The sequence below is a fragment of the Mesorhizobium sp. WSM4820 genome, from assembly GCF_055811075.1.
The window spans coordinates 21,136-45,938 of the sequence record NZ_JBVVQN010000015.1 but is presented as its reverse complement, the minus strand read 5'-3'; the positions used below and the strand labels follow the sequence as shown (position 1 = coordinate 45,938).

The following is a 24,803-nucleotide window of genomic DNA, read 5'->3' as shown; positions in this document are numbered from 1 at the left end:
GTCTTAACGAAACTCCGCTTGTACAACCAGAAATTTCGTCCGGTAATATAAAGCTAACCTTCATGTCCAGAATACGGCGTGGATAGGGCTATACTGAGACTCTCCCGGGCGATCGGCGCTGCGTTCAAGCCTGCACCTACGTTGGATTGTAATCGTCACCTAGTACTCGGATCACGCGTGACTCTACCCCCGAGCAGCAGGAGACAAGGTCATGCATGCTAGTCGGCCAACACAGCATGAGCGTTACCGACACAGTCCGGCACGGCTCGAGACAGGTGATCTACGAGGGCTTTCCTGAACTCGGCTACAATTACCGCCTGACTGACCTGCAGGCTGCCATCGGCGTGAGCAACGTTCTCGCACTCTTCACGCGGCGGAGGCAGCTTGCGGCGCAATAAGGTAAGCACCTTCGCGACATCGCAGACTGGAAACGCCTGCCGAGCCTTGCTGGACTCGCAGCAACTGGCAAAGCTATTGTAGAAATTCCCCACTGGTTCGACCAGCGGGGCCATCTGCCCCCGGAAGGGATAGGGCGCGGGCCTTGTCCTGCCCTATTGCGATACCGAGGCGATGCGGGAGGACCTCGCCGAGATCAGCCGGAGCGTCGACGACGGCGCGTGTGCGGTGCTCATCCTCGATCAGGCCGGATGGCATGTGACTCCGAAACCGAAGGTGCCGGACAACATCACTTTGATGTTCCTGGCGCCGCGCTCACCGGAACTGAACCCACTCGAACTTTGACCGACTTGGCACCAATCGCCAATTTGTCATCGTCTAAATCAGAGGTGCGCCGCGTTGCGCCGTTGCACCTTCGACCATCACGCCATTGGGAGCGGCGTTCCGCGCGATGCGAACCATCTCAGCAGTTGTTGCCTTATTTGTGTTCGGATCAATGAGAAGTAGAGGTCTCATTTTCGTCTCCTTTGCCCGGGCACAGATGAGCAGTCCGCCGCACTTCAATGGACGTGATCATCTTCGCCGATGTGGTTTGACCCTTCCCTCGGGGATAGGCGACCGCGATCGCGCTATTCGAGAGCGAGCAACCGTTCAGGGTTGGTCTCGATCATCGTATGGATTTCTTCAGGTGTGAAACTCGGGTCCAGCAACGAGTTGGCGCGTGGAGTCGGAGGATCTCCGTTGCGGGTCCTGGCACGATCGGCAGCATTGCCAAGCTGACCTTGGACTCGGATCGATTGCCTCGGAACGGTCGCTCAATCTGCAGTGTAAGCAGGCTCGGGGAAGGTATATCTGCCAACCCATCTTATGGCCTCCTCTATCGTATCGAAATTCTTGTGCTCCCCGCTTAGCAGCCCGAAGCCCGACTCGAGAAACCATTTGCCTTTCGTCGAGTAGGCTTCCTCGTCGATCTGGGTGAGGACCGCCACCAGTTGGTCGTATTTCCACACCAGAACCCCCGATTCTCCGCCCTCGACGGTTCCGATCCGCACTTCGCTGAACGAAAATCCAGAAGTAATTTTTGCTTTGCCCACTTTGATAAAGCCCTCAATTTCAAAATGGTAGTAACACTGGTGAGGTCCACCTCATGCGCCCCTGCGATGCCGTCTCCACCGCTCGCTACCATCGCCGGGGATGATTTGAGCGTATGGTTCTTGATAGCGGAGGCTCATATCAGGGCGAAGCTTTGGCAAAAGCCAATACACCAGCCCGAATGATTATATATTGTAAGACGGTTGAGTTGCCATCTTTTCGCTTCCCGACGGGGCATTGCCAGATGCGGGAGTAAGCATGCCATGGTTCATCGCCCAAACTGCAGCCTGTGTACGGTTGCGGACCCGGATCTTTCGGAGGATGGCCTTGACGTGTACCTTCACCGTAGCTTCGGCAATGTCGATCTCGCGCGCGATGGCTTTGTTAGACTCCCCTTCGATTAAGCGGCGTAGAATACAGTTTTCCCGATTTGACAAAATTGATAGTTCTTGATCCTCATGCTCCACGTTAACAACCACCTTTGTTAACTCATCAGCTACCGTATCAGGTTTCAGATCATGCCTTATTTCTTGAATAGTCGTTAAAGTTTCGGCAGGTAACACCGTCTGCCCTAGCATAACCAATTCGAGAGCTTTGATGAAGGTGTCGTAAGCAGCGACTTTTCTCAAATACCCGTCTGCCCCCGCACGAAAAGCTGAAACTATATCGGTCGATCGACAGCGATCGGCTAGCGCGACGACATGGCTGGTCGGATAAATCGCTTTGAATTCTGCAATTTGTGCGAATTCAGTATCCGCATCAGTACCGCCGACATCTATGATGAGCAAGATGGACCGGTGCTGGGCTAGCGGCTTCTGCAGAAGATCGTGAACACAAGCCGCAGAGAAAAGGACACGAAACTTTGTCGCATCCAGGATTCGACTAAGGCCTTCTCGGAGTAACTCGCTCGGCCCGACAAGTACTGTTGTAAAGGATTTTATTGTCATCATTGCCTCCCGCTTCGGCGCGGTTGAGGTACACGCGTCGAGTAGAGCACTCCACGCCTCAACCGATGCCTCGGTTTGAGTCTCTTGCAGTTCCTCACTCCCTCTTGGCGAGAACAGGTTGGGCAATATACGGTCTATTTATAAGTAGTCACTAACATAGGTTGCTTTTTCGGTAAATTCGCCGCAAACCGACGTCAAGCTAGAACCCCAGGGCGGCAATCTGCCTTAAGACGTAGGGATGGCACGGCTTAGCCATCTCAAGCCGCTGGTAGTCGAACGGACGATCGGGTAGTGCCCGCGGCGATTGCAACGATAGAGGAGGATTCCTGAAGGTGGAGGTTGGCTCTGCCGCAGTGTGTCAGGCACCTGCACTTATTCGGCAGCACGCTCTCGTCGCGCGATAGGCCGTGTCGCCGTCGGTCATGATGATCGGACCTTTTTGCATATTGCTCAACACGAACGAGGTTGAGTTTCGTTCGGCCCGTCCTTCACCGCAAGCCGGATGCGGGTACCGTGTGGTCGAGATAATATCACTGCCCCGCCAGGCCGCGCACGACCAGTCGTCCGGAAACATTTGGCTGGAACTGTTCCAGCGACGGCCGAGGGTCGTCTTCCAGCAGAGAATTTGCTAATGGCCCATGCGTTGCCGCTCTAGTAGACGCCGTTACCGGAGATACTCGTTGTCGAATCCGGCTATTTCGACCAACTTCTTGCGGTTGATCACCTGTACATGGCCGCCCTTGAACGAGACGAGATTGGCCTTTCGGAGTTCCCTCAACGTTCGGTTGACGTGAACGGTGGTCATTCCGAGGATGTCAGCAAGTCGTATTGCGTAAGGGGAGACTCATATCTTCCATAGGCCGACAAGCCAACCAGCAGTAGCGCTCGACAATTGAGCTAGCGAGCCGGCCGCCAGTCCGCGATTTGCCATCTCGGCCTGCTCCGATTTGGATTCCCTGCTAGCTGCTAAACAATTCCCTGTTAGTACGTGTAGGGAATTTGGCGCTAAAACATTGAATCTGCGCAGCGATTTCTTATGGGAAATTGGGTCAGGCCCTCAAAACCTCGAAATTCGCTGTTTTTCGGCGCCTATCAAGGAAAATTAGGCAGAGACTGGTTCGCCAGAGACTGCGACCACCACCAAAATCTTTCAATATCAGTAACTTACGGCCACCTTCGCTCTGAAAGTGGGCCAATCGAGCTTCGCTATCTTCGCAGCACTTAGTTCGATTTTTTTCGCATAAGGGATCCAAGGGCAGGGGAAGGCGATCTTGTGCCTGTTTTCTATCGTCTAATCTAGCTCCTGTTCGTCGTCAGGTTGCGTACAGCCACACATAGCGCGGCTACTGCGAGGCTGGAAGGGCGAAGGGCGGCAACGACGTGCGAATAGGATGGTTGAGTGTATGATCGAGAATGCCGTAACTGCAGTCTAGCGTGAAATCCCCAGCATCGGTGATCCATCGGTCATTGCAGCGGCGATGAACCGGAAATCATGACCCTGATCGGACCTTTCGGGACCTATTTTCCCTCCAGAAACCCGACATTCGGTCCAGCCGGCGCTCATGACCGAAAGACGACTGACCTCTACCGCGAGGTGGACGGCAGCTTTGCGCCCAATGTCAGCCGTAGAGATCAACTTTGTCTCTGCCTGGAAGCAGACATCGCCGGCGACGGCACCGGAGGTCACGGTTGCGCCATTTGCTGACCTTCATGGCGCTGCTCCAAACCTGCCGTTCGCGCTACGACCTGATGCGACCCAAAAGCCGACTGTCGCTCGGGGCCCTATGCAAGCACCCAAACCGGAGTTAGAGACGGCGCCCTTGCCCACCGAGTTCAGGGCCGGAGCTGACGTGGGAACTGAGATCCCTTCGTTTGCGGCGTAATGTGTTAGTGTGGGCACTACGAGCCCGGAGGTGCCTGCTATGGGACGCTTTCTCGCTGTTGTCACCAGCCTGTTGCTGGTGGCGCTGTTCGCTTCACCCGTTCTCACCGAAGAGACGCGGCCAAAGTTCCCACGAGATGAAATCCTGAGCGTGCCGTCTCTAACCCTGACGGACGAGCAGTTCCTGCGCGGCGACACCGCGAACGGCGTTCCCGTGACGCTCACGGGCGAGCTTCGGTTTCCGAATTGGGACGAGCGTCTGCCGGCTGTCGTGCTGCTCCACGGCTCCGACGGTGCCAAGAGCGGCTCGGCCTTCCAATGGGCTGCATTTCTCAACAAAATGGGAATCGCCACGCTGCGCCTCGACAGTTTTGGCGGGCGCGACGTAGACCGAGTGGCGATGGACCAGTCTCAACTAAGTCTGTTCGCGCAGATCTACGACGCCTATCGGGCTGTCGATGTGCTCGCGGCCCACCCGCGCATCGATCCGTCACGCATTGCTGTGATGGGCTTCTCGCGTGGAGGCTTCGCGGCGCTTTACACAAGCATGAGGCGTTTCCAAGACCTTCACGGGCCGACGGGAGCGCGTATCGCTGCACATCTCCCCTTCTACCCGCTTTGCGTCATTCAGTTTGTTAACCGTCAAGCTGCGGCGCCTGGACATGTAGCGCGGCATCGCCGCCGCTTTTCGGACCAGCCATTCGCATCCCAAGCGCATAAGTCAGAACAAGTACCTGGAGTAGACGTCAGGACTTTTCGCAGAACTCAGGGCGTCGGCGGGCCCGCTCGTGAGCGCTGGCGCACACTCACGACACTTCGATTCTTTAGAGACAGTGAGCAGAGCGAGGAGGCGGATGCTGCGACCGGTTAAAAAGGCTTCCATTACCACTTTCTATACATGGACACCGGCCGTCGCGCCGGGGAGTCGGAGTTGTCGACTTCGAGCCCCGGCGGATGAGGATGGCAACAATGTTTACGACATCGTCGTGACGGCATCGGACGGGACTCTCTCGACCGACCGAACCGTCGCCTTAACGGTCACGGACCAGCAGAAAACCTCCTGCTCGACAGTCTGCAGAACCTGCGAAAGCCGTCCTCGTCCGACAGCAGCAACGCTTTCAACTCCGAACCGCGTAACCTATTCTCTCGCTTGGTCATGGCACTCCCCTTCCACGGGAATCGGTGATCGCACCGTCACCAGCGTGCCATGGCCGCCACTCGCTTCAGAGCCAGCGCCGGCCTCTCTTCAGAGTTTTTTGCAGAACCTTCAGGACACTATCCCAAATCGCACAGCCTCGCGGTCACTGGACACGCGGTCAGTCAAATCCCTTGGCATACAGCTACGAGAATTTCAGCCAACCCCCAGTGAATCCTGCCTTGCGCAGACCCTCGACAATGAGCGGGCATTTCTTCATCAGCTCCCAAAGAAATCCCGTGCGGTAGTTCTCGATCATCAACACGATCGGTCCTTGATCGAGTCCGTAATAACCTTTTGAGATCCAACCCGGCTCGCTTTGATGCCCTGATTCGAAGGTAGGATTAAAGCTGCACTTGAAGCCATACTCACTGGTCACTTCGGGGTATACTTCGTTAAAGTGCCGCAACGCTGGCAAGACAATCTCGGGGGCGAAAGGTAGCGATGCAATCGCGGCCCAGGGCGCGATGGTGCCATCGTCCGGACCAAATGGGATGCCGCGCGCCGTGTAGTCGAAAAGTGACGCTCAACGCCCTCGATCTTCACACAGGTTGGACCAGGACCATCACTCGCGCTAATGCCCCAGCAATGCTCGTTGTACCCTTTGTAGTCCAATGGATTATGGATCGCGTATTGCTGTTGCGCGTAAGTTGCACGGCGGCTGTTCTCGAAATAATCAATCCCCTTCTCACGCATGAATTCGTCCTGAATGCCGCGAAAGTCGATCTACATGTGTGAGAGCTGATGAATGAATAATGGGCCGGCATAGAGAAACTCCAGGCCATAGAGATTCTTCCAGCAGTAAGTGCGAGTTTGCGCCTTGTAGCTCGCGGCTGGAATTGGATGGGCCGGCGAAGCCAGTGCCAACACGTAAAGGATCAGGGCTTCGTTATATCCCTCCCACCGATGCGGCAGAAACCCGCACTCCGGCTTCCAACTCATCGATACGGTTTCTCCGGCGTTAAGCGCCAGTGCCAATCGGCGCGGGCGTAGAGCTCTTCAGCCAGCGAACGTATTTCGCGCTCGTCGGGCGCACCTCCATCAAAGTACGCAGCGACGGCCAACATGCCAGCGAGCAGAAATGTCGAATCAATCGTCGACAACTCCGACACCCAGGCGCGACGGCCGGTGTCCATGTATAGAAAGTGGTAATAGAAGCCCTTGTAACCGGTCGCGTCCGCCTCCTCGCTCTGCTCACTGTCTCTAAAGAATCGAAGTGTCGTGAGTGTGCGCTCGATAGCTTCGGCGCGTGTGATAAAGCCGCGCTCGACGCCGATGGTGTAAGCCGTCAATGCAAAACCTATCGCGGTAATGCTCGCATGCGACCCCGTGCGCGTGTTGTCGGGGACCATTCCATTGGCGCGATTGCTCTCTTTCAGGAAATATTCGAACGTGTCACGCTGGAGTCTATCCAATGTTTCCTGACTCTGACTCATGCGGCCTCCTGGGTCGCGGCATTTCAGTCTCGATATGGGACTTGGCGATCACGCTCACTGAGTGAAGATTACCGTATTTTCCCTTGGGTTTCACGACCGTCTTGCAACAGCTTCGAGCGTGCGATGAACCGAATCCGTCGCCCTAGTGGTCGCCTACGATGGCTTCCGATCGCCCGCGCTTCGCGAATCGCACTTCCCGCCAAGGATCATTCAAGACCGAAATCCTCGCGTCCTCAATTCGCACGCTTTTTCCACCTCAAAGCAGGGGCGATGACAAGCGCCGTTTCTGCGACCGTGCCGCCAACGGTACTCAGAATCTCGCCAAACACCTGCTCAGCGACAGAGGTTCGCATCTTTTCTCTGATTTCCCGACAATCCGGCGATCTGGGCATTATTCGGCCTATCGGAAGAGCGATGGCCTATGCGGTATTGTTAGGCCATCTAAACGAAGTGTGCATCTTTCTAAATTGAGCTAAACAAGCGGGCAGAATAGAGTCCGTTCCGTCGCAGTGCATTGAGCAAGGCGACAAAGGCCTCGGCCGGAGGGAGGAACCTCCATCCAACAGTCATTCAGCGGTCCGGGAGCAGCCTTCCGGACGGTTGCGAAGCTTTGGTTCGTCGCCGGTCCAGGCGTGAAGTCGCTGGGGATCTGGACGCAGCCCACAAAATTTCTCGTCCTCATGCAGGGAACCTGAGACAATGAACCTCTCCTCTCTCCTCGCTGCCCGCGCCGCCAAGGGCAAGCCCGTTCGCGTCGGCCTTATCGGCGCCGGCAAGTTCGGTTCGATGGTGCTCGCCCAAGCGCAGCGCATTGCCGGCTATCACATGGTCGCCGTAGCGGACCTGAATGTTGGAAAGGCGCGCGAGTCGCTCGACCGCGTCGGCTGGCCGAAGGAGAGCTATTGCGCCACCAGCGCCGCTGACGCCGTCCAGAATGGCACCACCTTCGTGACGGATGATGTCGCGGCGCTGCTTGCCTGCGATGACATTGAATGCGTCATTGAAGCGACCGGCCATCCGATCGCCGGCACGCGCCACGCGCTGGCTGCGATCGAGGCCGGCAAGCATATTGTCATGGTCAATGTCGAGGCCGACGTCATGGTCGGTCCGATCCTGGCCGAGAAAGCCGCGGCAAAGGGCGTGGTCTATTCGATGGCCTATGGCGACCAGCCGGCGTTGATCTGCGAGCTTGTGGATTGGGCTCGCGCCACCGGCTTCGAAGTCACAGCGGCCGGCAAGGGCATGAACTTCGAGCCGCGCTACCGTTATTCGACGCCTGATACCGTCTGGGGGTTCTTCGGATGGTCGGAAGAATATGTCGCCAAGGGCGACTTCAACCCGAAAATGTACAACTCTTTCACCGACGGGACCAAAGCTGCGATCGAGATGGCGGCGGTCGCCAACGGCGCCGGCCTCGATTGTCCGGACAATGGTCTCGCTTTCCCACCTGCCGGGCTGCACGACCTCGCCAAGGTGTTCCGGCCGGCCGCCGATGGCGGCCGCATGGATCGCAGCGGCCTTGTCGACATCGCAGCCAGCCAGGAACCTGATGGCCGCGAGGTCTTCAACAATATTCGCTATGGTGTGTTCGTTACCTTCAAGGCCCACAACGAATACTCGAAGGCCTGCTTCAACCAGTATGGCCTGCTGACCGATCCGTCGGGATGGTATGCGTCCATGTGGCGTCCGTTCCACATCATCGGCCTGGAAACTTCGGTCAGTGTGCTTTCGGCCGTGTTGCGCGGTGAGGCGACCGGCTGTTCGAAAGAATTCCGCGGTGACGCCGTGGCCACCGCCAAGAAGGACATGCAGCCGGGTGAGGTGCTCGACGGCGAGGGCGGCTTCGCCGTCTGGGCCAACGCTATTCCCGCGACGCGCAGCCTGGCGCACAGAGCTTTGCCCATCGGACTCGCGCATAACGTTAAGCTCAAGCGCGCGATCAAGAAGGACCAGATCGTCAGCTTCGACGATGTGGAATTGGTCAACGACCTGGATGTCCTGCAGGTGCGGCGCGAGATGGAAGACACGTTCCGTCCAAACCCCAGCGTTGCGGCCTGATGGTCGAGGGAGGATGCGTGATGGACCGCACCCAAAAGCCTCGCTTCGTGGTGATCCCGGAGTTTCGCGTGAAGCCCGAGCTGATGGAGGCGTTCCTCGACGCTGCTTTGGACGATGCGTCCCATTCGGTTGCGGACGAGGCCGGGTGCCACCAGTTCGATGTCGTCCGCCCGGAAGGCGCCGACGATGCAGTCGTGTTCTACGAGGTGTATGACGATCGCGCCGCCTTCGAGGTGCATCTCACCACGCCTCATTTGAAGCGCTTTCAGGCTTCCATGAAGACGCTCGAGGTCGATGAGACAATCGTCCGTTTTTTAAGTCTCGTGAGCGAGTAGGACGCCCGAGTGTTGGGAGGCACAGGGATGGGTAAAGCTCTGACAAGTATCGGCTTTGTCGGAACCGGCATTATGGGCGGGCACATGGCTCGCCGTCTGGCAGAGGCCGGGTTTCGGGTGAAAGCCTGGAATCGAACGCCCGATAAGGCCGTGGCTCTGGCAGCTTACGGCATCGAGATTGCCGCGAGCGCCGCTGACGCCGCCATCGACGCCGATGCCGTCATCTGCATGCTGAACTCTGGGCCTGTCTGCGATGAGGTGTTGCTCTCCGAGGGGGGTGTTCTCGGTGCGATGCGACGCGGCTCGACGCTTGTCGTGATGAGTTCGATCCCGGTCGAAACCGCCAGGGAGCAGTCGGAACGGGCGACCGCAGGCGGCCTCAACTATATCGACGCCCCGGTGTCAGGCGGCGAGAAGGGCGCGCGGGAAGGCACGCTTGCCATCATGGCGGGTGGCGAGACGGCGCAGGTCGAAGGCCTCCTCGCGGTCTTCGCGCCGATGGGCCGCGTCACATATGTCGGGCCGGCCGGTTCGGGACAATTGGCCAAGCTGGCCAATCAGCTGATCGTGGCATCGAACATCTGCGCTGTGGCCGAAGCGCTTTTGCTGGCCGAGCGTGGCGCCGCCGATCCGGCCCGGGTTCGCGAGGCGCTGCTCGGCGGCTTCGCGGATTCGACCGTGCTTCGTCAGCATGGCCTCAGGATGGTCGAAGGCAATTTCGTGCCGGGCGGTCCTGCAAAATACCAGGTCAAGGATACACGCACGGCGCTGGCCTTGGCGCGTGCGCAAGAGCTGCAGCTGCCGATCGCCGAACAGGTGGACAGCCTGTTTCGCCGCCTTGTTGATGAAGGCGGCGGCGATCTCGATCACAGCGCGGTCTTTCTGACGCTTAAGAAGATGAACCAACCGGGCGCAAGCTCGCCCAACAACTGAGAGTGGAGGATACCATGAACGCTTTCTCGATCCGCAGCCTGCTTGCCGGCGCGGCAATGCTTGTCGCAACCGCCGCGCAGGCCGCTACGACCCTGACCCTATCCACGCCTGATCCGGATGGCGCGGAAATCACTGTCGCTGCCAACAAGTTTGCTGAACTGGTGGCCGCCAAGACCAACGGCGAAGTGACCATCAAGGTTTTCCCGAACGGCACGCTCTACGGCGGCGACCCGTCGGGCGCGGTCAAGCAGCTTGCGGGCGGATCGCTGGACATGCTGGTGTTGGCCACCTCGCTCTACGCCAACTTCAATCCGAAATTCTCGGCCATTTCGATCCCTTACCTCTTTGACGACGAGAAGCAGCTGCGCGCCTATCTCGCCGGCGAGAATGGTCAGGAGCTGATCGCCGATCTGAACACCATCGGCATCAAGGGCCTGAGCCTGTGGACCCGCCCGTTCCGCCAGATGACCAACTCCAAGCTGCCGATTGAGAAGCCGGCGGATCTGGCCGGACTGAAGTTCCGCGTCCCAAACAACCCGCTTTGGGTCGAGTTCTTCAAAAAAATGGGCGCGGCGCCGACCCCGATGGCTTTCGCCGAGGTGTACAACGCACTGCAGTTGAAGGTCGTCGATGGGCAGGAGAACCCGATCAGCGTGCCGCTCGCTGCCAAGTTCTACGAGGTACAGAGCTTCGTCTCGATCACCAACCACATGGCTGACGGCTGGGTGCTCGGCATCAATCCGGCCAAGTTCGACGCACTGTCCGATGCCGAGAAGGCGGCGGTCACCGAGGCGGCCAAGGAAGCCGAGGCATGGAAGGCCGGGAACGATGCGGCGCAGGCCGAGACGATCCTCCAGGACCTGGAGGGCCACGGCATGAAGGTCAACCATCTGACGCCGGAGCAGCAGGCCGCTTTCGTGGCGGTTTCGAAGGAGCTGTTCCCGGTCTTTGCCGGTCTGGTGAAGGACCAGGCCTTCTTCGACAAGAGCGTTGCCTTTGTCGGAAAGAAGTAAGCTCTGATACCGGCTTAGCGGCGAGGCGATCCCTCGCCGCCCTTATGGGAGGAGACCATGGGCAAGCCACAGACCCGCTTCGACGCCATCCTGCGAATCCTGCTGGACGGCATAGCAGGCATCGCGATGACAGGCATCATAATCGTGGTGTTGCTGCAGGTAGCAAGTCGCCTGCTCGGAATACCCGTATCCTGGACCGAGGAAGCGACGCGTTACCTGTTTGTGTGGATGATCTTTCTCGGGGTAGCCGCCGGGTTTCGCACGGTCGAAACGGCGCGCGTGACTGTCTTCATCGACATGATGCCGGACCTCATGCGCCGGCTGTCCGTGCCGATCTATGCCGTGTCGTCTGTACTCTTCTTTGCATTGACCGCCTGGACGGGTTGGAGGCTGGCGAAGCAGCAGTACATTATGAACGAAACTGCTGCGACACTCGTGATTCCGATGTGGCTCATCGGAACGATCATGCCCATCGCCGCCATTCTTGCCATCCTGGCCATTTTCGAATCCCTGCGAACGCGCCGCCGCTACATCGAGCTTCCCGATCTTGGGCTGCCGCCCGGTCAGGCCGTGGAAGCGGACGTCGCCGTTCCCGATCCGGAGCGGAAGCCATGAGCATCGCGCTGCTTGTCCTTTTTCTGCTGATGAGCGCGCTCGGCGTTCCTCTGGCCGTGGCGCTCGGCCTTGCATCGGTCGCCGTGATCTACGCGTTCACCTCCACGCCGATCGACCTTCTGTCGCAGAGCATGTTCTCCGCGATGAATTCCTTCCTGCTGGTGGCGGTGCCGCTGTTCATCTTCGTCGGCGTTCTGATGGAACGGGGACGCGTCGCCGAGAAGCTGTTCGATTTTGCCGAGGCCTGCGTCGGCTGGATGCCGGGCGGCATGGGCCATGTAAATGTCGTATCTTCCGTCATCTTCGGGGGCGTTTCGGGCTCTTCCGTCGCCGACATCGCCTCGATCGGGGCGATCGAGATAAATGCGATGGAGCGGCACGGTTTTCCACGCGGCTATGCGGTCGGCATGACGCTCTGCACCTCGACGCTGTCATCGATCATTCCGCCGTCGATCCTGATCGTCATCGCCGGTTCGATCGCCAACGTCTCAATCGGAACGCTGCTGGTAGCGGGCCTCATCCCTGGCCTGTTCATCGCCTTCGCCTTCATGGTGTTCAACCATGTCTATGCAGTTAGGCACGGCTACAATCCGCCGTCGCCGATGAACTTCCGCAAGATCGCAATCACCGGCGTAAATGCGATCCTGCCGATGCTGACGCCGGTCATCTTGCTGGTCGGTATCGTGGACGGCTATTTCACGCCCACCGAGGCGGCAGCCATTGCCGCGCTCTATACGCTGTTCCTGGCGGTGATCCTCTACAGGACGATTTCGCTAGCGGAGCTTCCGGGCATCATCGTCGACACAGCGCGCACCTCCGGAACGATATTGTTCATCGCTGCGACCGCAAAGCTTGCGGCCTGGGTCTTCACTTATGACGGCCTACCGCAACAGGTGGCGACCCTGCTCGGTGCGATCAGCACAGGCCCGACGATGGTGCTCATCCTCGTCTTCCTGTTCCTGATCGTGGTCGGCATGTTCATGGACGCGATCGCCGCCATGTTCATCCTGATCCCGGTGCTGCTGCCGCCGGCGGTGTCATTGGGCGTCGATCCGATGCATTTCCTCATCGTGACAGTCGTTACGCTGACGCTGGGGCTGGTGACGCCACCGGTCGGTGTCTGCCTCTTCGCGGCGGCGCAGGTTGCCAAGATGTCGATTGAGGATGTGATCAAGGGATCGCTCGCACCGATGTCGATCTTGGTCCTGGCGATCCTGGGGCTGGTGCTGTTCCCGGTTCTCACCACCGGGCCGATCCGCCTGCTCGGCCTATATTGAGTCGATCAACGATGACGCGACCCGATTTCATCGTCGTCATGGGCGTCTCCGGCACCGGCAAGACGGAGATCGCCCGAGGCCTGGCAGACCGTCTCGGCGTCGATTGGATCGAGGCTGATACCTATCACAGCGCGGCGAGTGTGGAGCGCATGCGACGCGGTGATGGGTTGACGGACGAAATGCGTTGGCCGTGGCTGGCTGCGGTGGCGGAAGCGGCGCTGGCGCTTCCCTCGCGTCCGGCGGTCGTCGCCTGTTCGGCCCTCAAGCGCAGCTATCGCGATTTTCTGCGGGAACGACTTGGCCAGGTCGGCTTCGCTTTCCTCGATGGATCGGAGGAACTGATCCTGCAGCGCCTTGGCAGCCGCAAGAACCATTTCGCTGGACCCTCATTGCTATCCAGCCAACTCGCGACGCTGGAACTCCCGATGCCCGACGAGCGCTTTTTGACGCTGTCGATTGCGTGGAGCCCGCAGAGCATCGTGGAGAGGGCCGCGGCCGCATTCGGCTGATCAACATTTGGGCGCTGCGGATCGCGCCTCGCTACGCAGCCAGTCGAGAAACACGCGGACCTTCTTGTGGCGAAGATGATCGCGCGGGCACGCGATCCACTGTGTCACGATATGGATTTCGGGTCCGTCGCGAACCGGGCAGATCAGGCTGCCTTCGGATAGCTCGCGCTGCATCATCAAGGTGCTCTCCAGAGCTATGCCAAGCCCGCCGGCAGCCGCATCAATCGCCATGTGGCTGCGGTCGAACAGAACGCGCCGCCACCTCTCATTGGATTCGACACCGGCAAGCGCCAGCCATCGGGACCATTGTGCCTGAGACTTGACCGAGTGGATCAGGCGAAACTGCAGCACTTCTTGTGCCGCGAGACTGGTGGGCTTGGCGATCGACGGCGCGCAAACCGGAACAAAGCTCTCTTCGATGAGGCCCTCAACGAACAGACCGGGCCACTTGCCGTCGCCGTGTCTGATTTCCAGATCCACGGCTTCGCGGTTGAAATCGGTTGGTTCATTGGTGCCATCCAGCCGCACCTCGAGATCGGGATTTGCGGTCAGGAACGCGCCGAGGCGCGGCAGTAGCCATTTGTTCGACAGAGTTGGCGTCGCGCGCACGGTAAGTGCGGTGATCGAACGATAGCCACGGATTGCGTTGGTTGCCTCTGCAATCTGCTCCGCGCCATCGTTAATCGAGGCGAAAAACCGCTCGCCGGCTTCCGTCAGCAGGATGCCACGACCGACCTTGGTAAGCAGCGTGACACCTAGTTGAGTCTCCAGCGCCTGGACCTGCGAGTGACGGCGGACGGTGTGACGTTCAGCTCTTCGGCGGCCCGCGAAATGCTACCGGCGCGGGCAGCTGAATGAAACACCCAGATCGAGCGGATCGGAACTTGCGACATGCTATCTCGAATATCTCTCGCAAAGCGAGATCAGTTTGTGGACATATCTATCTTCAGTCTCGGAATGGACGATATGATCTGCGGAAGAATCCGTCCAACCTCCACCTCTCGCCGTATACGGCCCGAACCGGCAAATGTGGACTCTAACACATCTCTCCCGCTCCAGCGGCTGCTGCGTAGTCAGGTTCTCGTAACGGATGTTGCTTCGACGTCCGGTGAAACGTTGCCTTAAGACACGCGCCCGAATGTCGCGAAATGGCGCGTACCGCCGGTTCTTCCTCTGACGTTCCGAGGGCATGCCATGACCGCGCATGCGGTCGAAGGCCTCCGGGACTGTCTTTGCGCTCCCATAAGGCAGGCCGGCGATGATCGCGCCGCTTGCAAAAATCTCCGGGTAGCAAGCCAGCATGGCCGATGCCATGGCGCCTCCGGCGGAGAGGCCGGTGATAAAGATGCGCCCACGGTCGAGGCCATGGCCAGGACCATTGTTTCGATCATTTGGCGGATGGAAAGTGCCTCTCCGCCCGCTTTGTATCGCTGGGCACGAACCAGTTGAAGCAGAGGTTGGCGTTGTTTGCGCGTTGCTGCTCGGGAAACAGCAGCGCAAAACCTTCCTGATCGGCCAGTTGCGACCAGCCGGAACCATGGTCGCAACCGGCCGCGGTTTGCGTGCAGCCATGCAGCACGACGACAAGAGGCGCCGCTTGACCCAAAACGTCGGGAACGTGGATCCTCGCCCGCAAGGCGCCCGGATTAGAGCCGAAATCGTCCAGATCCGATAACCGATCGCGGCCTTGGACGTTGGCTTGAAAACCCTGACCGGCACGGAATGCCGCAAGGCGGGTGATGGTGTCGGAGATTTTTCGCAAATCAGAATTCCTTAATTCCTCGTGGTCGGCCGCTACGATGGCCACGCTGCGCACAACGCAGTTGCAGCAATATCGTTGCTGCACTGCACAATAACAAGTTTGAATTGTTGCGGGGCGCTCCAGGTCACCTCCCGCTCCAACGGAGCTGGCGTAGGGATAGCGGCATTGCAGCCGATCCGTCCCCTTCGATTTAAATCTCCCTGGTCAAACCTGGTCAAACTTCTCCGTGTTCAAAGCTGGTCCTCAAAAAGAGGCGGGGACGCCGCGAACTGCACGATCCGCCGCTGGTGACAGATTTCTGTCATTAGCTCGCTGCACTCGTACGCTAGCATCATTTCGTCCGCACGCACGGAGCTAGACTGGTTGATCGCTTCGCTGTCCGAGCCATAAGCAATGAGGCCGGACGTCGCCGATCAGGCTCAGTGCGAACGTCACCTCTAGCCCGGCCGTCGAAACCGAAACCTGCCGGTCCCCTGTCGGCCCCAATGCACTCATTTCGGAACATGCGAAGCCGACTAAAGTGGCGATTGGAAATCAAACCCACTGCGCCGCAGTGTTCATGATTTGTGCCTATAAAGTTGCATAAAATGCGGACTGGAACTTGGGTCGCGAGGTGGTCTAAATGTTCCCAGATCGAAACGAGCCGAGCCTTCATTGGTCGCGGTGATTTCTGGCAACCTCGCCACCTCCCGTAAGCCATCTTGCATCGAACCAGCGGTCCGCCGGCCCGTCATAGGGCAGCCCGCGTGACATCGCAGTGGCTGACGAACCGCGCGTAGGCTTCCCACACCGGTGGACCGCCGCCGATGAAAACGACACGGCCGGCAAAGCCTTGGTGCGTGTCCTCGGGATCCATGCTGGAGCGAACAACGACAAGTTCCCGATCCGCGCGAGCAAAAATCCGCTCGCGATCGACGCGGTCGTTTTCAGCATTACGGAAACAGACGGCGACGTCGATAATGACGGCTAAGCCGCCCAGGCGTTCCTGCTTCGGCACGATCGCACGCATGTGACCGGGTAACGGCGCCAGCATGGTTCGGTACTTTATAGCCCTTTTAGGATGGTTAGGCACGCCTTCAGGCGATTTGGTTTTTCTCGCCGTGATTCGGTGCAGGAGACCAGGAGTTGGCGAGGTCGCGCCGGTCTGAGACCTCGGTCCTCCCGATCTGAACGTCCACTATTGTCCTTTCGGACACCGGAAAGCTGCCAGTCCGCTATCGTGAAGAGTTTCGGGCGCCGGCAGCGTACGAAAGTCCCCGAGGACGGACGGGCCACAGCCGGTGAGCTCGCGACCGCGAGCAGTTCGCGGGCGAACGGGAGCCCTTACCGCGCGCGCCCATCCCGCGCAGCGGGTTCGTTTGTCGGCCCCCAAATGCGACGTCTGAGTAGGGGTTCGGCGATAACAGCTCTTGGCACAATCAGGAGGTTACGAGCTTGCTGCCAGCGCAGACGTGTAGCTCTAAGCGTCTAACGACACGCCGCGGTGCGGCGGCAGTTCGATTTCCTCGAGCGCTGATGCCATCACAGCCAAGCCGATATGCCTGTAGACACCCGAGGAACTGCTGTCGGTGTGGCCCTGAATTGCGTCGGCCACGCTGTCAGAAATGCCAACCCTTGACGCTTCGGTCTTGAACCAGTGCCTCAGCGCATGATTCGGCGCTTTGCGACGATCGGAAAACCCGTTCGCTCGAATCCAGGACGCCAGCCGGTTGGCAACGCCCTTCGAGGCGTGCTTTCGCTTTGGATCGCCTGACGAGCGGCCATAGAAGAGTGGACCCTGTCCCTTCTCCGCGACGAATTCCAGGAACCCGGCTGCAAGCAGGGCCGGATGAATGGGCACTGTCCTTTCGCTTTCCGCATTCTTGATGCTACCAGCATCGATTGCCGGCATGATCTTTACAACATGATATCCGTCTTCCTCAAACACATGGCTGACATGCAGCTGCGCCACTTCGCCAATCCGTGATCCCGTGGCCGCAGCCAACCAGGGAAGCCACTTCTTCCAAGGTTCCGGAGCGGCGCTCGCCAAATCCAGCAGCCGAGCCACCTCCTCTCCGGTATGGCCCAACATCTTCTTGCCCGCCTTCGTTTTGCGCGCGACCTTGATTCCCTGGGAAGGATCGGACGCCGCGAGCTTGTTCGCCACGGCAAACCTGAACAGCGCACGGGCGCAGCCCAGGTAGCCCCGCGAGATGGTTGCCGCTGCCTTCTTGGCTTTGACGAGCTTGTCCTTCCAGCCGACGATATCCTCGGCGGTGATGCGAGTAATGTCGTCCGCCTTGTCCCCGACGAATGATTTCAGGTCGCGCAGGATGCCGCGCCAGCTAGACAGTGTGCTGGCACTCGGATCGGTTTCCGCCTCCTAGCGCTCAAAAAGTTCATCGAGCGAGATCGGCATGGCGGTTGGTGCCGTCGGCTGGGAACTGCCCAAGGTAGTCGCGTCAGGCTTTTCCGCCTGCCGAAGATTGCCTGCACGAAAATCGCCCAGCGATGGATCAGGCTGGCCCTCGGCGATTGCCCGAAGCACGTCGAGTTCGTTCTCAAGCAGCAATCGGCCAAGAGCGATCGCATCCGAACGGCTGATTTCGGGAATGCGGTTCTCGGCGATCGCGACGAGTTCGCCAAGGTTTCCGGTCGCCCGCATGCTCTGCAACGTCTCGATCCGCTTGCCGAGACGAAAGCGGTTGACGAAGGCGATGACTTTTTCGAGGTCACCTTCGGCAACGAGGTGGTCGAAATAGGTATAGGCATCCTGTTCGCCGTGCCCAAAGTCGGCCGGCACCGGCAGCGGTCCGAGCTCGCCACGCCAGAACCGAGCGGGAGCCGCGGTCGCCTGGCTGAAGAGCTCCGCGCGGCGGCAGAACTCCTGATCGCTCGCCGCGATGGCGTGTTCACGGGCGATCTCGCGGAAGCCGGCACGGATCGTTCGGGAGTCCGGCGACGCAGCAGCGCCGTGATTGTCGCCGGCGATCTGATCAGCACGAATTTCGTCGAACCGGTTTTCCAGTTCGACGCTCTTGCGAGCGAGACGCGACTTGGCTGTTTTCAGATCTTTTGTGCGCAGGACCGGACCACGATTTGACGCCCGTATATAGGGGCAATGTCCGTAGGAACCCAAATTCGGCAGTAAAAAGTGCCGCTGCGCGCCATCATCCGTTCGGGCAGTGTCGCCATCCGATTCGAGCCCTGACTATAACAGTCACTGTTACAACTGGGCCGAACTGGAAAAGCGAACCAGAACCTGAATGAAATCAGGTACTTACAAGATGATGGTGCCCAGAAGAGGACTCGAACCTCCACTCCTTGCGGAACACGGACCTGAACCGTGCGCGTCTACCAATTCCGCCATCTGGGCTGGTGCGGGCTCTTTAGGCGGGCAAACGGTGAGTGTCAACGCGCTTTTTTGAAAGCTGCCCCGCCGGCTCAGCCGGCCAGCACTTCCTTGGATGCCACCGTCGAATCGGCGTTGAGCCTGTAGATGACCGGCACGCCGGTGCCGAGCTCCAGCCTGACGATCTCCTCGCCCGACTTGCCGTCCAGCGCCATGATCAGCGCGCGCAGCGAATTGCCATGCGCCGCCACCAGGACTGTGCCGCCGCGCAGCACATGCGGCTGCAGGTCGTGCAGATAATAGGGCCAGACGCGCGCGCCGGTGTCTTTCAGGCTTTCGCCGCCGGGCGGCGGCACGTCGTAGGAGCGGCGCCAGACATGCACCTGCTCCTCGCCCCATTTCTGGCGCGCGTCGTCCTTGTTGAGGCCGGAGAGGTCGCCATAGTCGCGCTCGTTCAGCGCCTGGTCGCGGATGGTCTCGAGATCGCTCTGGCCGACGGCGTCGAGAATATGCTGGCAGGTCTTCTGCGCCCGGATCAGCGACGAGGTGAAGGCGATGTCGAATTTCATGCCGCGCGCCTTCAGCTTGGCGCCCGCCTCCCTGGCCTCGGCGTGGCCCAAGTCGGTCAGGTCGACGTCGCGCCAGCCGGTGAAAAGGTTCTTCAGGTTCCATTCGCTCTGGCCATGGCGCACGAGCACGAGAGTTCCCGACATTTTTGCTCCTTCAGTTTGGTGGATGAGATCGTCTCAGGCGAGTCCGAGCACGTCGCGCATCGAATACAGGCCCGGCTTCCTGCCGCGCGTCCACAGTGCGGCCTTGACCGCGCCGCGGGCGAAGATCGCCCGGTCCTCGGCGTGATGGGCAAGCGTGATGCGCTCGCCGGTGCCGGCCAGCAGAACACTGTGGTCGCCGACCACCGAGCCGCCGCGCAGCGTGGCGAAGCCTATCGAGCCGGTCCTGCGCACGCCGGTATGGCCGTCGCGCGACCGCACGCTGTTCCCGTCAAGATCGATGCCGCGCCCGGCGGCGGCGGCTTCACCGAGCAGCAGCGCCGTGCCCGACGGCGCGTCGACCTTGTGCCGGTGGTGCATTTCCAGGATCTCGATGTCGAAATCGTCGGCATCGAGCGCGCGCGCCGCCTGCTCCACCAGCACCGCCAGCAGATTGACGCCGAGGCTCATATTGCCTGACTTGACGATCGTCGCGTGGCGCGCCGCCGCCGCTATCTTTGCATTGTCGTCCGCCGAGCAGCCGGTGGTGCCGATGACATGGGCGATGCGCGCCTGCGCCGCATAGCCGGCGAATTCGACGGTCGCCGCCGGGCTGGTGAAATCGAGGACGCCGTCGGCCCTGGCGAAAGCCGGCAGCGGATCTTCGCCGATCACCACGCCGATAGTGCCGATGCCGGCCAGTTCGCCGGCATCCTTGCCGAGATGCGGCGAGCCGGCCCGCTCGATCGCGCCGGCGACGCGGGTGCCCGGAATGGTGTGGATGGCGCGAATCAGCGCCTGGCCCATCCTTCCAGCCGCGCCGACCACCACCAGGCCCATTTCACTGACGGGCGGGTCGTTTGTGGCCGTACCGCTCATAAATTTCTCCCAATCGCTTTTTTCGCGCGCCGCAGCAGAGTTTGGATTGGCTTGCCGTCGTCGACAAGCCCCAGCCCCTTGTTGCCCTGCACCCGGTGGAACCGGGCATAGACGCTGTGCGGGTCGGCCATCAGCGAGGCATGCGTGCCTTGCTCGACCAGCCGGCCCTGTTCCAGCACGATGATATGGTCGGCATTGACCACGGTCGACAGCCGGTGCGCAATGACGATGGTCGTGCGCCCCGCCATGATCTGGGTCAGCGCCTGCTGGACGCGCGCTTCCGCTTCGTTGTCGAGCGCCGAGGTCGCCTCGTCGAGCAGCAGGATCGGCGCCTGCCGCACGATGGCGCGAGCGATCGACAGGCGCTGGCGCTGGCCGCCCGACAGCGTCAGGCCGCCTTCGCCGACAGGGGTGTCATAGCCCTGCGGCTGCTGGCGGATGAAGCCATCAGCCTCGGCCTGTTGCGCGGCCAGCTCGATCTCGGCGTCGCTGGCGCTCAGCCGCCCGTAGCGAATGTTGTCGCGAATGCTGCCTTCGAACAGATAGGGCTGCTGCGAGACATAGGCGATGCAGCGGCGCAGCGACTGCTTGGTCACTTCTAAAATGTCCTGGCCGTCGACCTCGATGCTGCCCGACTCGACATCGTGAAAACGCTGCAGCAGCGCCACCAGCGTCGACTTGCCGGCGCCCGAGGCGCCGACGATGGCCGTCATCTTGCCGGCGGCGGCAACGAAGCTGAGATCCTGCAGCACCGGGGCGTCGGCGACATAGCCGAACGACACATTGTTGAAGCGCACCTCGCCCCGGGCGATCTTCACTTCGGCCGCGCCGGGCGCGTCGCCCTGCTGCGGCTCGAGGTCGAGCAACTCGTAGATCATGCGCGCATTGACCAGCGCCCGTTCCATGCCGACCTGCATGCGAGCCAGCCGCCGGGCCGGGTCGTAGGCAAGCAGCAGCGCGGTGATGAAGGAAAACACCGCGCCGGGCGGCTGGCCGCCGACGGCTGCCCGGTAGCCGGAATAGGCGATGACGCCGGCGACGGCGAAGCCGGCCAGCATGTCGGAGATCGGCGATAACCGTTCCGAGACGCGGGCGATGCGGTTTGCCCGCTGCTCGGCGCCAGCGACAAGATCGCTGATGCGGCGCGACAGCTCGTCCTCCAGCGTGAACGCCTTGACGATGGCGATGCCTTGCGTCGCTTCCTGCATGGCGCCGATCAGCCGCGCGTTTATCTGCACGGCTTCGCGCGTGGCACGCCTTATTCTGCGGGTCAGGTAGACGACGGTGTAGATCAGTGGCGGCCCGATCAGCAGCGACATCAGCGACAGCATCGGATCCTGCCAGATCATGACGCCGATCAGCGCGATCAGCGATACGGCGTCGCGTGCCAGCGATGTCAGCGTCATCGACAGCAGGTCACGGATGCCGTTGACGTTGTCGTTGATCTGGGCGGCCAGCCGCCCCGAGCGCGTGTCGTTGAAGAAATTGATGCCGAGCTTCATCAGGTGGGCGAAGATGCGGCGCTGGTAGCGCGCCACCAGATTGTTGCCGATCCTGGCCAGCGTCACCGCCTGGCCGTAGGTGGCCAGACCGCGCAGCATGAAGGCGCCAAGGATCAACAAGCAGATCAGCGCGATGAGATCGCCGCGCTGCTGGTAGAATATCTGGTCGACGACATCCTTCATGATCCAGGCGGTGAAGGCGGTCGTGGCCGCAACCATCACCAGGCACAGAACAGCCAGAACATAATACCAGCGATAGTCGCGGCCGTTCTCGGCGAGAATGCGGCGGATCACCGCCACGACCTCGCCGGGCCGGGCTTTGGCTTGGTGGTTTGAAGCTTGGGTGCTTGGCGACTGGTTCAAGTCGGGATCGTTCCGTGGCGTCGGTCCGGCCGCGCGGCCGGGTTAATTCGGCAATCCTCTTAGCGCCCCGGTGCCGGCTTGCCTATGGCCGAGGCCGGCAAAAACTCTGTGGGTCAGGCCCGCCAGCGTCGCCCCGCCGTCTGGACGCCGAACAGCGATGGGTTTCTGGCATAGGCGGCAAGGCCGGAAAGCGCTGCCAGCGGATGGGTGATCACATAGACCGGCATGGTCCGCATCAGCTCGCTGTGCGGCGCCTTGTCCTCGAAGGCGGCGCGGAAATTGCCTGACTTCAGCGCCGGCAGGATTTTCTGCGCGATGCCGCCGGTCAGGAAGACGCCGCCGCGGCTCATGAACACCAGCGCAAGGTCGCCGGCGGTGCGCCCGAGGCAGGTGACGAACAGCGACAGCGCTTCCTCGGCCACCGGATCCGACTTCGCCAGCGCCGCGGCGGTGACCTCGGCCGGCGTGGTCAACGGCGCCGGCTTGCCGTCCGCCCTGGCCACCGCCCGGTAGGCATTGACCAGGCCGCGCCCGGACAGGATCTGTTCGCCGGAGATTCTGCCCTCGAGCTTCTCGATATGCGCAAACACCTGGAAATCGCGCGGCGAGCGCGGCCCGATATCCATGTGCCCGCCCTCGCCGGGCACCGGTATCCAGTGGTTCAGCGCGTGGACCAGGCCGGCGACGCCAAGCCCGGTTCCGGGGCCAAGCACCACGCGCCCGGCATTGGGCTCCGGCGCATCGCCGCCGATCTTTTCCATATGCTCTTCGCCGAGCGCCACGACGGCCAGCGCCTGCGCCTCGAAATCATTGAGCACCACGACGTCGCCGAGGCCGAGGCTGGTAAACATTTTTTTTGGCTTGACGATCCACGGGCAGTTGGTGAGCGGGATCTCGTCGCTGTCGACCGGGCCGGCCACCGCCAGCACGGCGGAGTTGGGCCGCACCGACGAGCGGTCGAGCACCGCCGCCTGGATCGCTGAGTCGATGGTGTTGAAATTGGCGGTCTGGACGATCTGCGGTTCGGTTGGTTCCGAAGTCGCGTCGAGCACCATCGAAAAGCGCGCATTGGTGCCGCCGATGTCGCCGATCAGGACCGGAAACTGCAGCACGGTGTCGTCGTCGCCTGGCATGCTCTCGTCCGTCCCGGTTCCCAGTGGCGTTCCGCCGTTCTTTTGTTGACTAGCGCATGACCCGGGAAAGGGAAAGTCGCTTCAGGGGAGAGCGTTGGCGCTGCCCCTCACCTGCCTGCCGGCATCCTCTCCCCGTATAGTGACGGGAAGAGGGACGCTCTCATCGATGGTTTCGCCAATCTCCAACGCTGCAAGAACGGCGCCAAGGCAGCGGCCAGCCCTTTCTCCCCGTCACTATACGGGGAGAAATGCCCGGCAGGGCAATGAAGGGAGGCGCCGACCCCAACAGTTGGTTGTCTCCAACATTAGCTGGCCTCAATACCCCGGCCGGGGTCGCGGCAGCGGAATGCCGATCTCGGGCGTTTCGGCGTAGGCGTTGGCCGTGGCCGGGAGGGCTGCCGCGCCGCTTGCCGATGCCCGCGCCGGCGACGGAGCCTTGGTGAGAACGGGCGCAGCCGCGACCGGCACGCCGTCCTCGCCATAATAGTCGCCATAATAGGTGACCGCCTCCGCCGAAGCCGGATTTGGCCCGTCGAGCACGGCCTGGCATGCTGCGGGCAGGCTCGCCATCGTCATCAGGTCGCGCGCTTTCGGCCTGTCCGGGTTCTTGTTGGGGCGCCACGGCTCCTCGGTGAACCACCATGCCAGCGACTGGTCGCAGCCGTCGCCTGGCGCGGTGTTTTCCTGCGCCTTGCATTTGGGCGAGCCGGGCTGGCAGCCGATGCGGATGTGGAAGTGATAGTCGTGGCCCCAGAACGGCCTGACCTTGCGCAGCCATCCACGGTCGCCTTTCACCGTGTCGCAGAGCTTCTTCTTGATGCCGGGATTGACCAGGATGCGCTCGACTTCCGCATAGCTTGCCGCGCGCTTCAGCAGCCGCGTATGCGCCGGCGCCCAGAGCGCATCTTTCACCAAATGGGTCTTTTCATCGACAAGCAAGGTGGCGCTCATGTTTTCGCGCTGCTCGAGCGAAAGCTTGCGGTCGGGCATTGGCGTCAGCCAGATGTCTGCGTCGAGGCCGATCTGGTGCGAGGCATGGCCGGTCAGCATCGGGCCGCCGCGCGGTTGCGAAATGTCGCCGACCAAAAGGCCGGGCCAGCCATCGGCCGCGGCGTCGCGCGACAGTTTCTCGATCAGCGCGATCATCGTCGGATGGCCCCAGCGGCGGTTGCGCGAAGGCCGCATCACCTCCCATTTCGGGCCGTTCAGGGGTATGGCGACGCCGCCGGCAAAGCAGCCCTTGGAATAAAAACCGATCGACTGCGGCGCAGCCACGGCCGGCAGCTTTTTGGCGCCGAACAGGGTTTTCGCCAGCTCTTCGGCCGTCGCAGGTCGCGCTGCAAGCCCCGCCAAGGCGAGGACGGCGAGTGCTGCTAATGCATCTCGCCCAAAAGTGCGCAGCGGTTTTGCGACAACGACATGCATAAACAGAGAT

21 protein-coding genes, 1 tRNA gene and 5 pseudogenes are annotated in these 24,803 nt (G+C 60.8%); 11 read left to right on the top strand and 16 right to left on the bottom strand.

Annotated elements, in window-relative coordinates:
• Positions 1-170: 170 nt before the first annotated feature.
• Entirely contained in the window at positions 171-398 is a 228-nt protein-coding gene (locus AC0L2R_RS23105) for a DegT/DnrJ/EryC1/StrS family aminotransferase (protein WP_473511877.1), read from the top strand.
• Between the two features lie 106 nt (positions 399-504).
• Positions 505-735 (top strand): annotated as a pseudogene (locus AC0L2R_RS23100) (transposase); the annotation flags it as partial.
• Between the two features lie 476 nt (positions 736-1,211).
• Here AC0L2R_RS23100 and AC0L2R_RS23095 read toward each other — a convergent pair.
• The 3 genes from AC0L2R_RS23095 to AC0L2R_RS23085 form a co-directional block, all read right to left on the bottom strand.
• The gene (locus AC0L2R_RS23095) at positions 1,212-1,490 is read right to left on the bottom strand and encodes a hypothetical protein (protein WP_473511722.1); all 279 of its coding nucleotides are present in this window, start codon (positions 1,488-1,490) and stop codon (positions 1,212-1,214) included.
• Between the two features lie 183 nt (positions 1,491-1,673).
• Entirely contained in the window at positions 1,674-2,435 is a 762-nt protein-coding gene (locus tag AC0L2R_RS23090; protein WP_473511720.1) for a LuxR C-terminal-related transcriptional regulator, read from the bottom strand.
• A 664-nt stretch (positions 2,436-3,099) separates the two neighbouring features.
• On the bottom strand, positions 3,100-3,240 hold the full coding sequence (locus AC0L2R_RS23085) for a helix-turn-helix domain-containing protein (protein ID WP_473511719.1): 141 nt from the start codon (positions 3,238-3,240) through the stop codon (positions 3,100-3,102).
• 1,117 nt (positions 3,241-4,357) lie between these two features.
• On the opposite strand from AC0L2R_RS23085, the gene AC0L2R_RS23080 reads away from it, so the two are divergent.
• Positions 4,358-5,188 carry a dienelactone hydrolase family protein gene (locus tag AC0L2R_RS23080; protein ID WP_473511717.1) on the top strand — a complete coding sequence of 277 codons (831 nt, stop codon included), beginning with the start codon at positions 4,358-4,360 and terminating at the stop codon, positions 5,186-5,188.
• Between the two features lie 469 nt (positions 5,189-5,657).
• On the opposite strand, the pseudogene AC0L2R_RS23075 reads toward AC0L2R_RS23080, so the two are convergent.
• A pseudogene (locus AC0L2R_RS23075) lies at positions 5,658-6,948 on the bottom strand (glucoamylase family protein).
• Positions 6,949-7,647: 699 nt separating this feature from the next.
• Here AC0L2R_RS23075 and AC0L2R_RS23070 point away from each other — a divergent pair.
• From AC0L2R_RS23070 to AC0L2R_RS23040, 7 genes are read left to right on the top strand one after another with little or no spacing between them, the layout of a single operon-like run.
• Positions 7,648-9,006 (top strand): NAD(P)H-dependent oxidoreductase, encoded by a 1,359-nt coding sequence (locus tag AC0L2R_RS23070; protein WP_473511716.1) that lies wholly within the window; start codon positions 7,648-7,650, stop codon positions 9,004-9,006.
• 20 nt (positions 9,007-9,026) lie between these two features.
• Positions 9,027-9,341, top strand: coding sequence for a putative quinol monooxygenase (locus AC0L2R_RS23065; protein ID WP_473511875.1), 315 nt, complete (start codon positions 9,027-9,029; stop codon positions 9,339-9,341).
• Positions 9,342-9,368: 27 nt separating this feature from the next.
• Positions 9,369-10,274, top strand: a complete 906-nt coding sequence (locus AC0L2R_RS23060; protein ID WP_473511714.1) for an NAD(P)-dependent oxidoreductase — start codon at positions 9,369-9,371, stop codon at positions 10,272-10,274.
• A 14-nt stretch (positions 10,275-10,288) separates the two neighbouring features.
• Positions 10,289-11,287: a DctP family TRAP transporter solute-binding subunit gene (locus tag AC0L2R_RS23055; RefSeq protein WP_473511712.1), complete on the top strand. Its 999-nt coding sequence runs from the start codon at positions 10,289-10,291 to the stop codon at positions 11,285-11,287.
• 57 nt (positions 11,288-11,344) lie between these two features.
• On the top strand, positions 11,345-11,902 hold the full coding sequence (locus AC0L2R_RS23050; protein WP_473511710.1) for a TRAP transporter small permease: 558 nt from the start codon (positions 11,345-11,347) through the stop codon (positions 11,900-11,902).
• A complete protein-coding gene (locus AC0L2R_RS23045) occupies positions 11,899-13,179 on the top strand; it encodes a TRAP transporter large permease (RefSeq protein ID WP_473511709.1) in 1,281 nt (426 codons plus the stop codon). The genes AC0L2R_RS23050 and AC0L2R_RS23045 overlap by 4 nt, the downstream gene beginning before the upstream one ends.
• Positions 13,180-13,190: 11 nt before the next feature.
• Positions 13,191-13,688: a gluconokinase gene (locus tag AC0L2R_RS23040; protein WP_473511707.1), complete on the top strand. Its 498-nt coding sequence runs from the start codon at positions 13,191-13,193 to the stop codon at positions 13,686-13,688.
• On the opposite strand, the pseudogene AC0L2R_RS23035 reads toward AC0L2R_RS23040, so the two are convergent.
• From AC0L2R_RS23035 to AC0L2R_RS23010, 6 genes and pseudogenes are all read right to left on the bottom strand, one after another.
• Positions 13,689-14,581 (bottom strand): annotated as a pseudogene (locus AC0L2R_RS23035) (LysR substrate-binding domain-containing protein).
• A 268-nt stretch (positions 14,582-14,849) separates the two neighbouring features.
• A pseudogene (locus AC0L2R_RS23030) lies at positions 14,850-15,450 on the bottom strand (extracellular catalytic domain type 1 short-chain-length polyhydroxyalkanoate depolymerase); the annotation flags it as partial.
• A gap of 730 nt (positions 15,451-16,180) precedes the next feature.
• On the bottom strand, positions 16,181-16,459 hold the full coding sequence (locus AC0L2R_RS23025) for a hypothetical protein (RefSeq protein ID WP_473511705.1): 279 nt from the start codon (positions 16,457-16,459) through the stop codon (positions 16,181-16,183).
• Between the two features lie 450 nt (positions 16,460-16,909).
• On the bottom strand, positions 16,910-17,596 hold the full coding sequence (locus AC0L2R_RS23020; protein ID WP_473511703.1) for a site-specific integrase: 687 nt from the start codon (positions 17,594-17,596) through the stop codon (positions 16,910-16,912).
• Between the two features lie 3 nt (positions 17,597-17,599).
• Positions 17,600-17,791, bottom strand: a pseudogene (locus tag AC0L2R_RS23015) (site-specific integrase); the annotation flags it as partial.
• Positions 17,792-17,812: 21 nt separating this feature from the next.
• Positions 17,813-18,232: a hypothetical protein gene (locus AC0L2R_RS23010; RefSeq protein ID WP_473511701.1), complete on the bottom strand. Its 420-nt coding sequence runs from the start codon at positions 18,230-18,232 to the stop codon at positions 17,813-17,815.
• Here AC0L2R_RS23010 and AC0L2R_RS23005 point away from each other — a divergent pair.
• Positions 18,212-18,532, top strand: coding sequence for a hypothetical protein (locus tag AC0L2R_RS23005; protein ID WP_473511700.1), 321 nt, complete (start codon positions 18,212-18,214; stop codon positions 18,530-18,532). The genes AC0L2R_RS23010 and AC0L2R_RS23005 overlap by 21 nt on opposite strands.
• A gap of 188 nt (positions 18,533-18,720) precedes the next feature.
• Here the strand turns inward: AC0L2R_RS23005 and AC0L2R_RS23000 are convergent.
• The 6 genes from AC0L2R_RS23000 to mepA all read right to left on the bottom strand — a co-directional run bounded on the left by AC0L2R_RS23000 (position 18,721) and on the right by mepA (position 24,793).
• Positions 18,721-18,805, bottom strand: a tRNA-Leu gene (locus tag AC0L2R_RS23000).
• A 68-nt stretch (positions 18,806-18,873) separates the two neighbouring features.
• Positions 18,874-19,494 (bottom strand): 2,3-bisphosphoglycerate-dependent phosphoglycerate mutase, encoded by a 621-nt coding sequence (locus AC0L2R_RS22995; RefSeq protein ID WP_473511698.1) that lies wholly within the window; start codon positions 19,492-19,494, stop codon positions 18,874-18,876.
• A 33-nt stretch (positions 19,495-19,527) separates the two neighbouring features.
• Positions 19,528-20,370 (bottom strand): 4-hydroxy-tetrahydrodipicolinate reductase, encoded by an 843-nt coding sequence (gene dapB, locus AC0L2R_RS22990; RefSeq protein ID WP_473511696.1) that lies wholly within the window; start codon positions 20,368-20,370, stop codon positions 19,528-19,530.
• Positions 20,367-22,172, bottom strand: coding sequence for an ABC transporter ATP-binding protein (locus AC0L2R_RS22985; RefSeq protein WP_473511695.1), 1,806 nt, complete (start codon positions 22,170-22,172; stop codon positions 20,367-20,369). The genes dapB and AC0L2R_RS22985 overlap by 4 nt, the downstream gene beginning before the upstream one ends.
• 176 nt (positions 22,173-22,348) lie before the next feature.
• A complete protein-coding gene (locus AC0L2R_RS22980) occupies positions 22,349-23,368 on the bottom strand; it encodes a glucokinase (protein WP_473511694.1) in 1,020 nt (339 codons plus the stop codon).
• A gap of 315 nt (positions 23,369-23,683) precedes the next feature.
• On the bottom strand, positions 23,684-24,793 hold the full coding sequence (mepA, locus tag AC0L2R_RS22975) for a penicillin-insensitive murein endopeptidase (protein ID WP_473511692.1): 1,110 nt from the start codon (positions 24,791-24,793) through the stop codon (positions 23,684-23,686).
• Between the last annotated feature and the right edge of the window lie 10 nt (positions 24,794-24,803).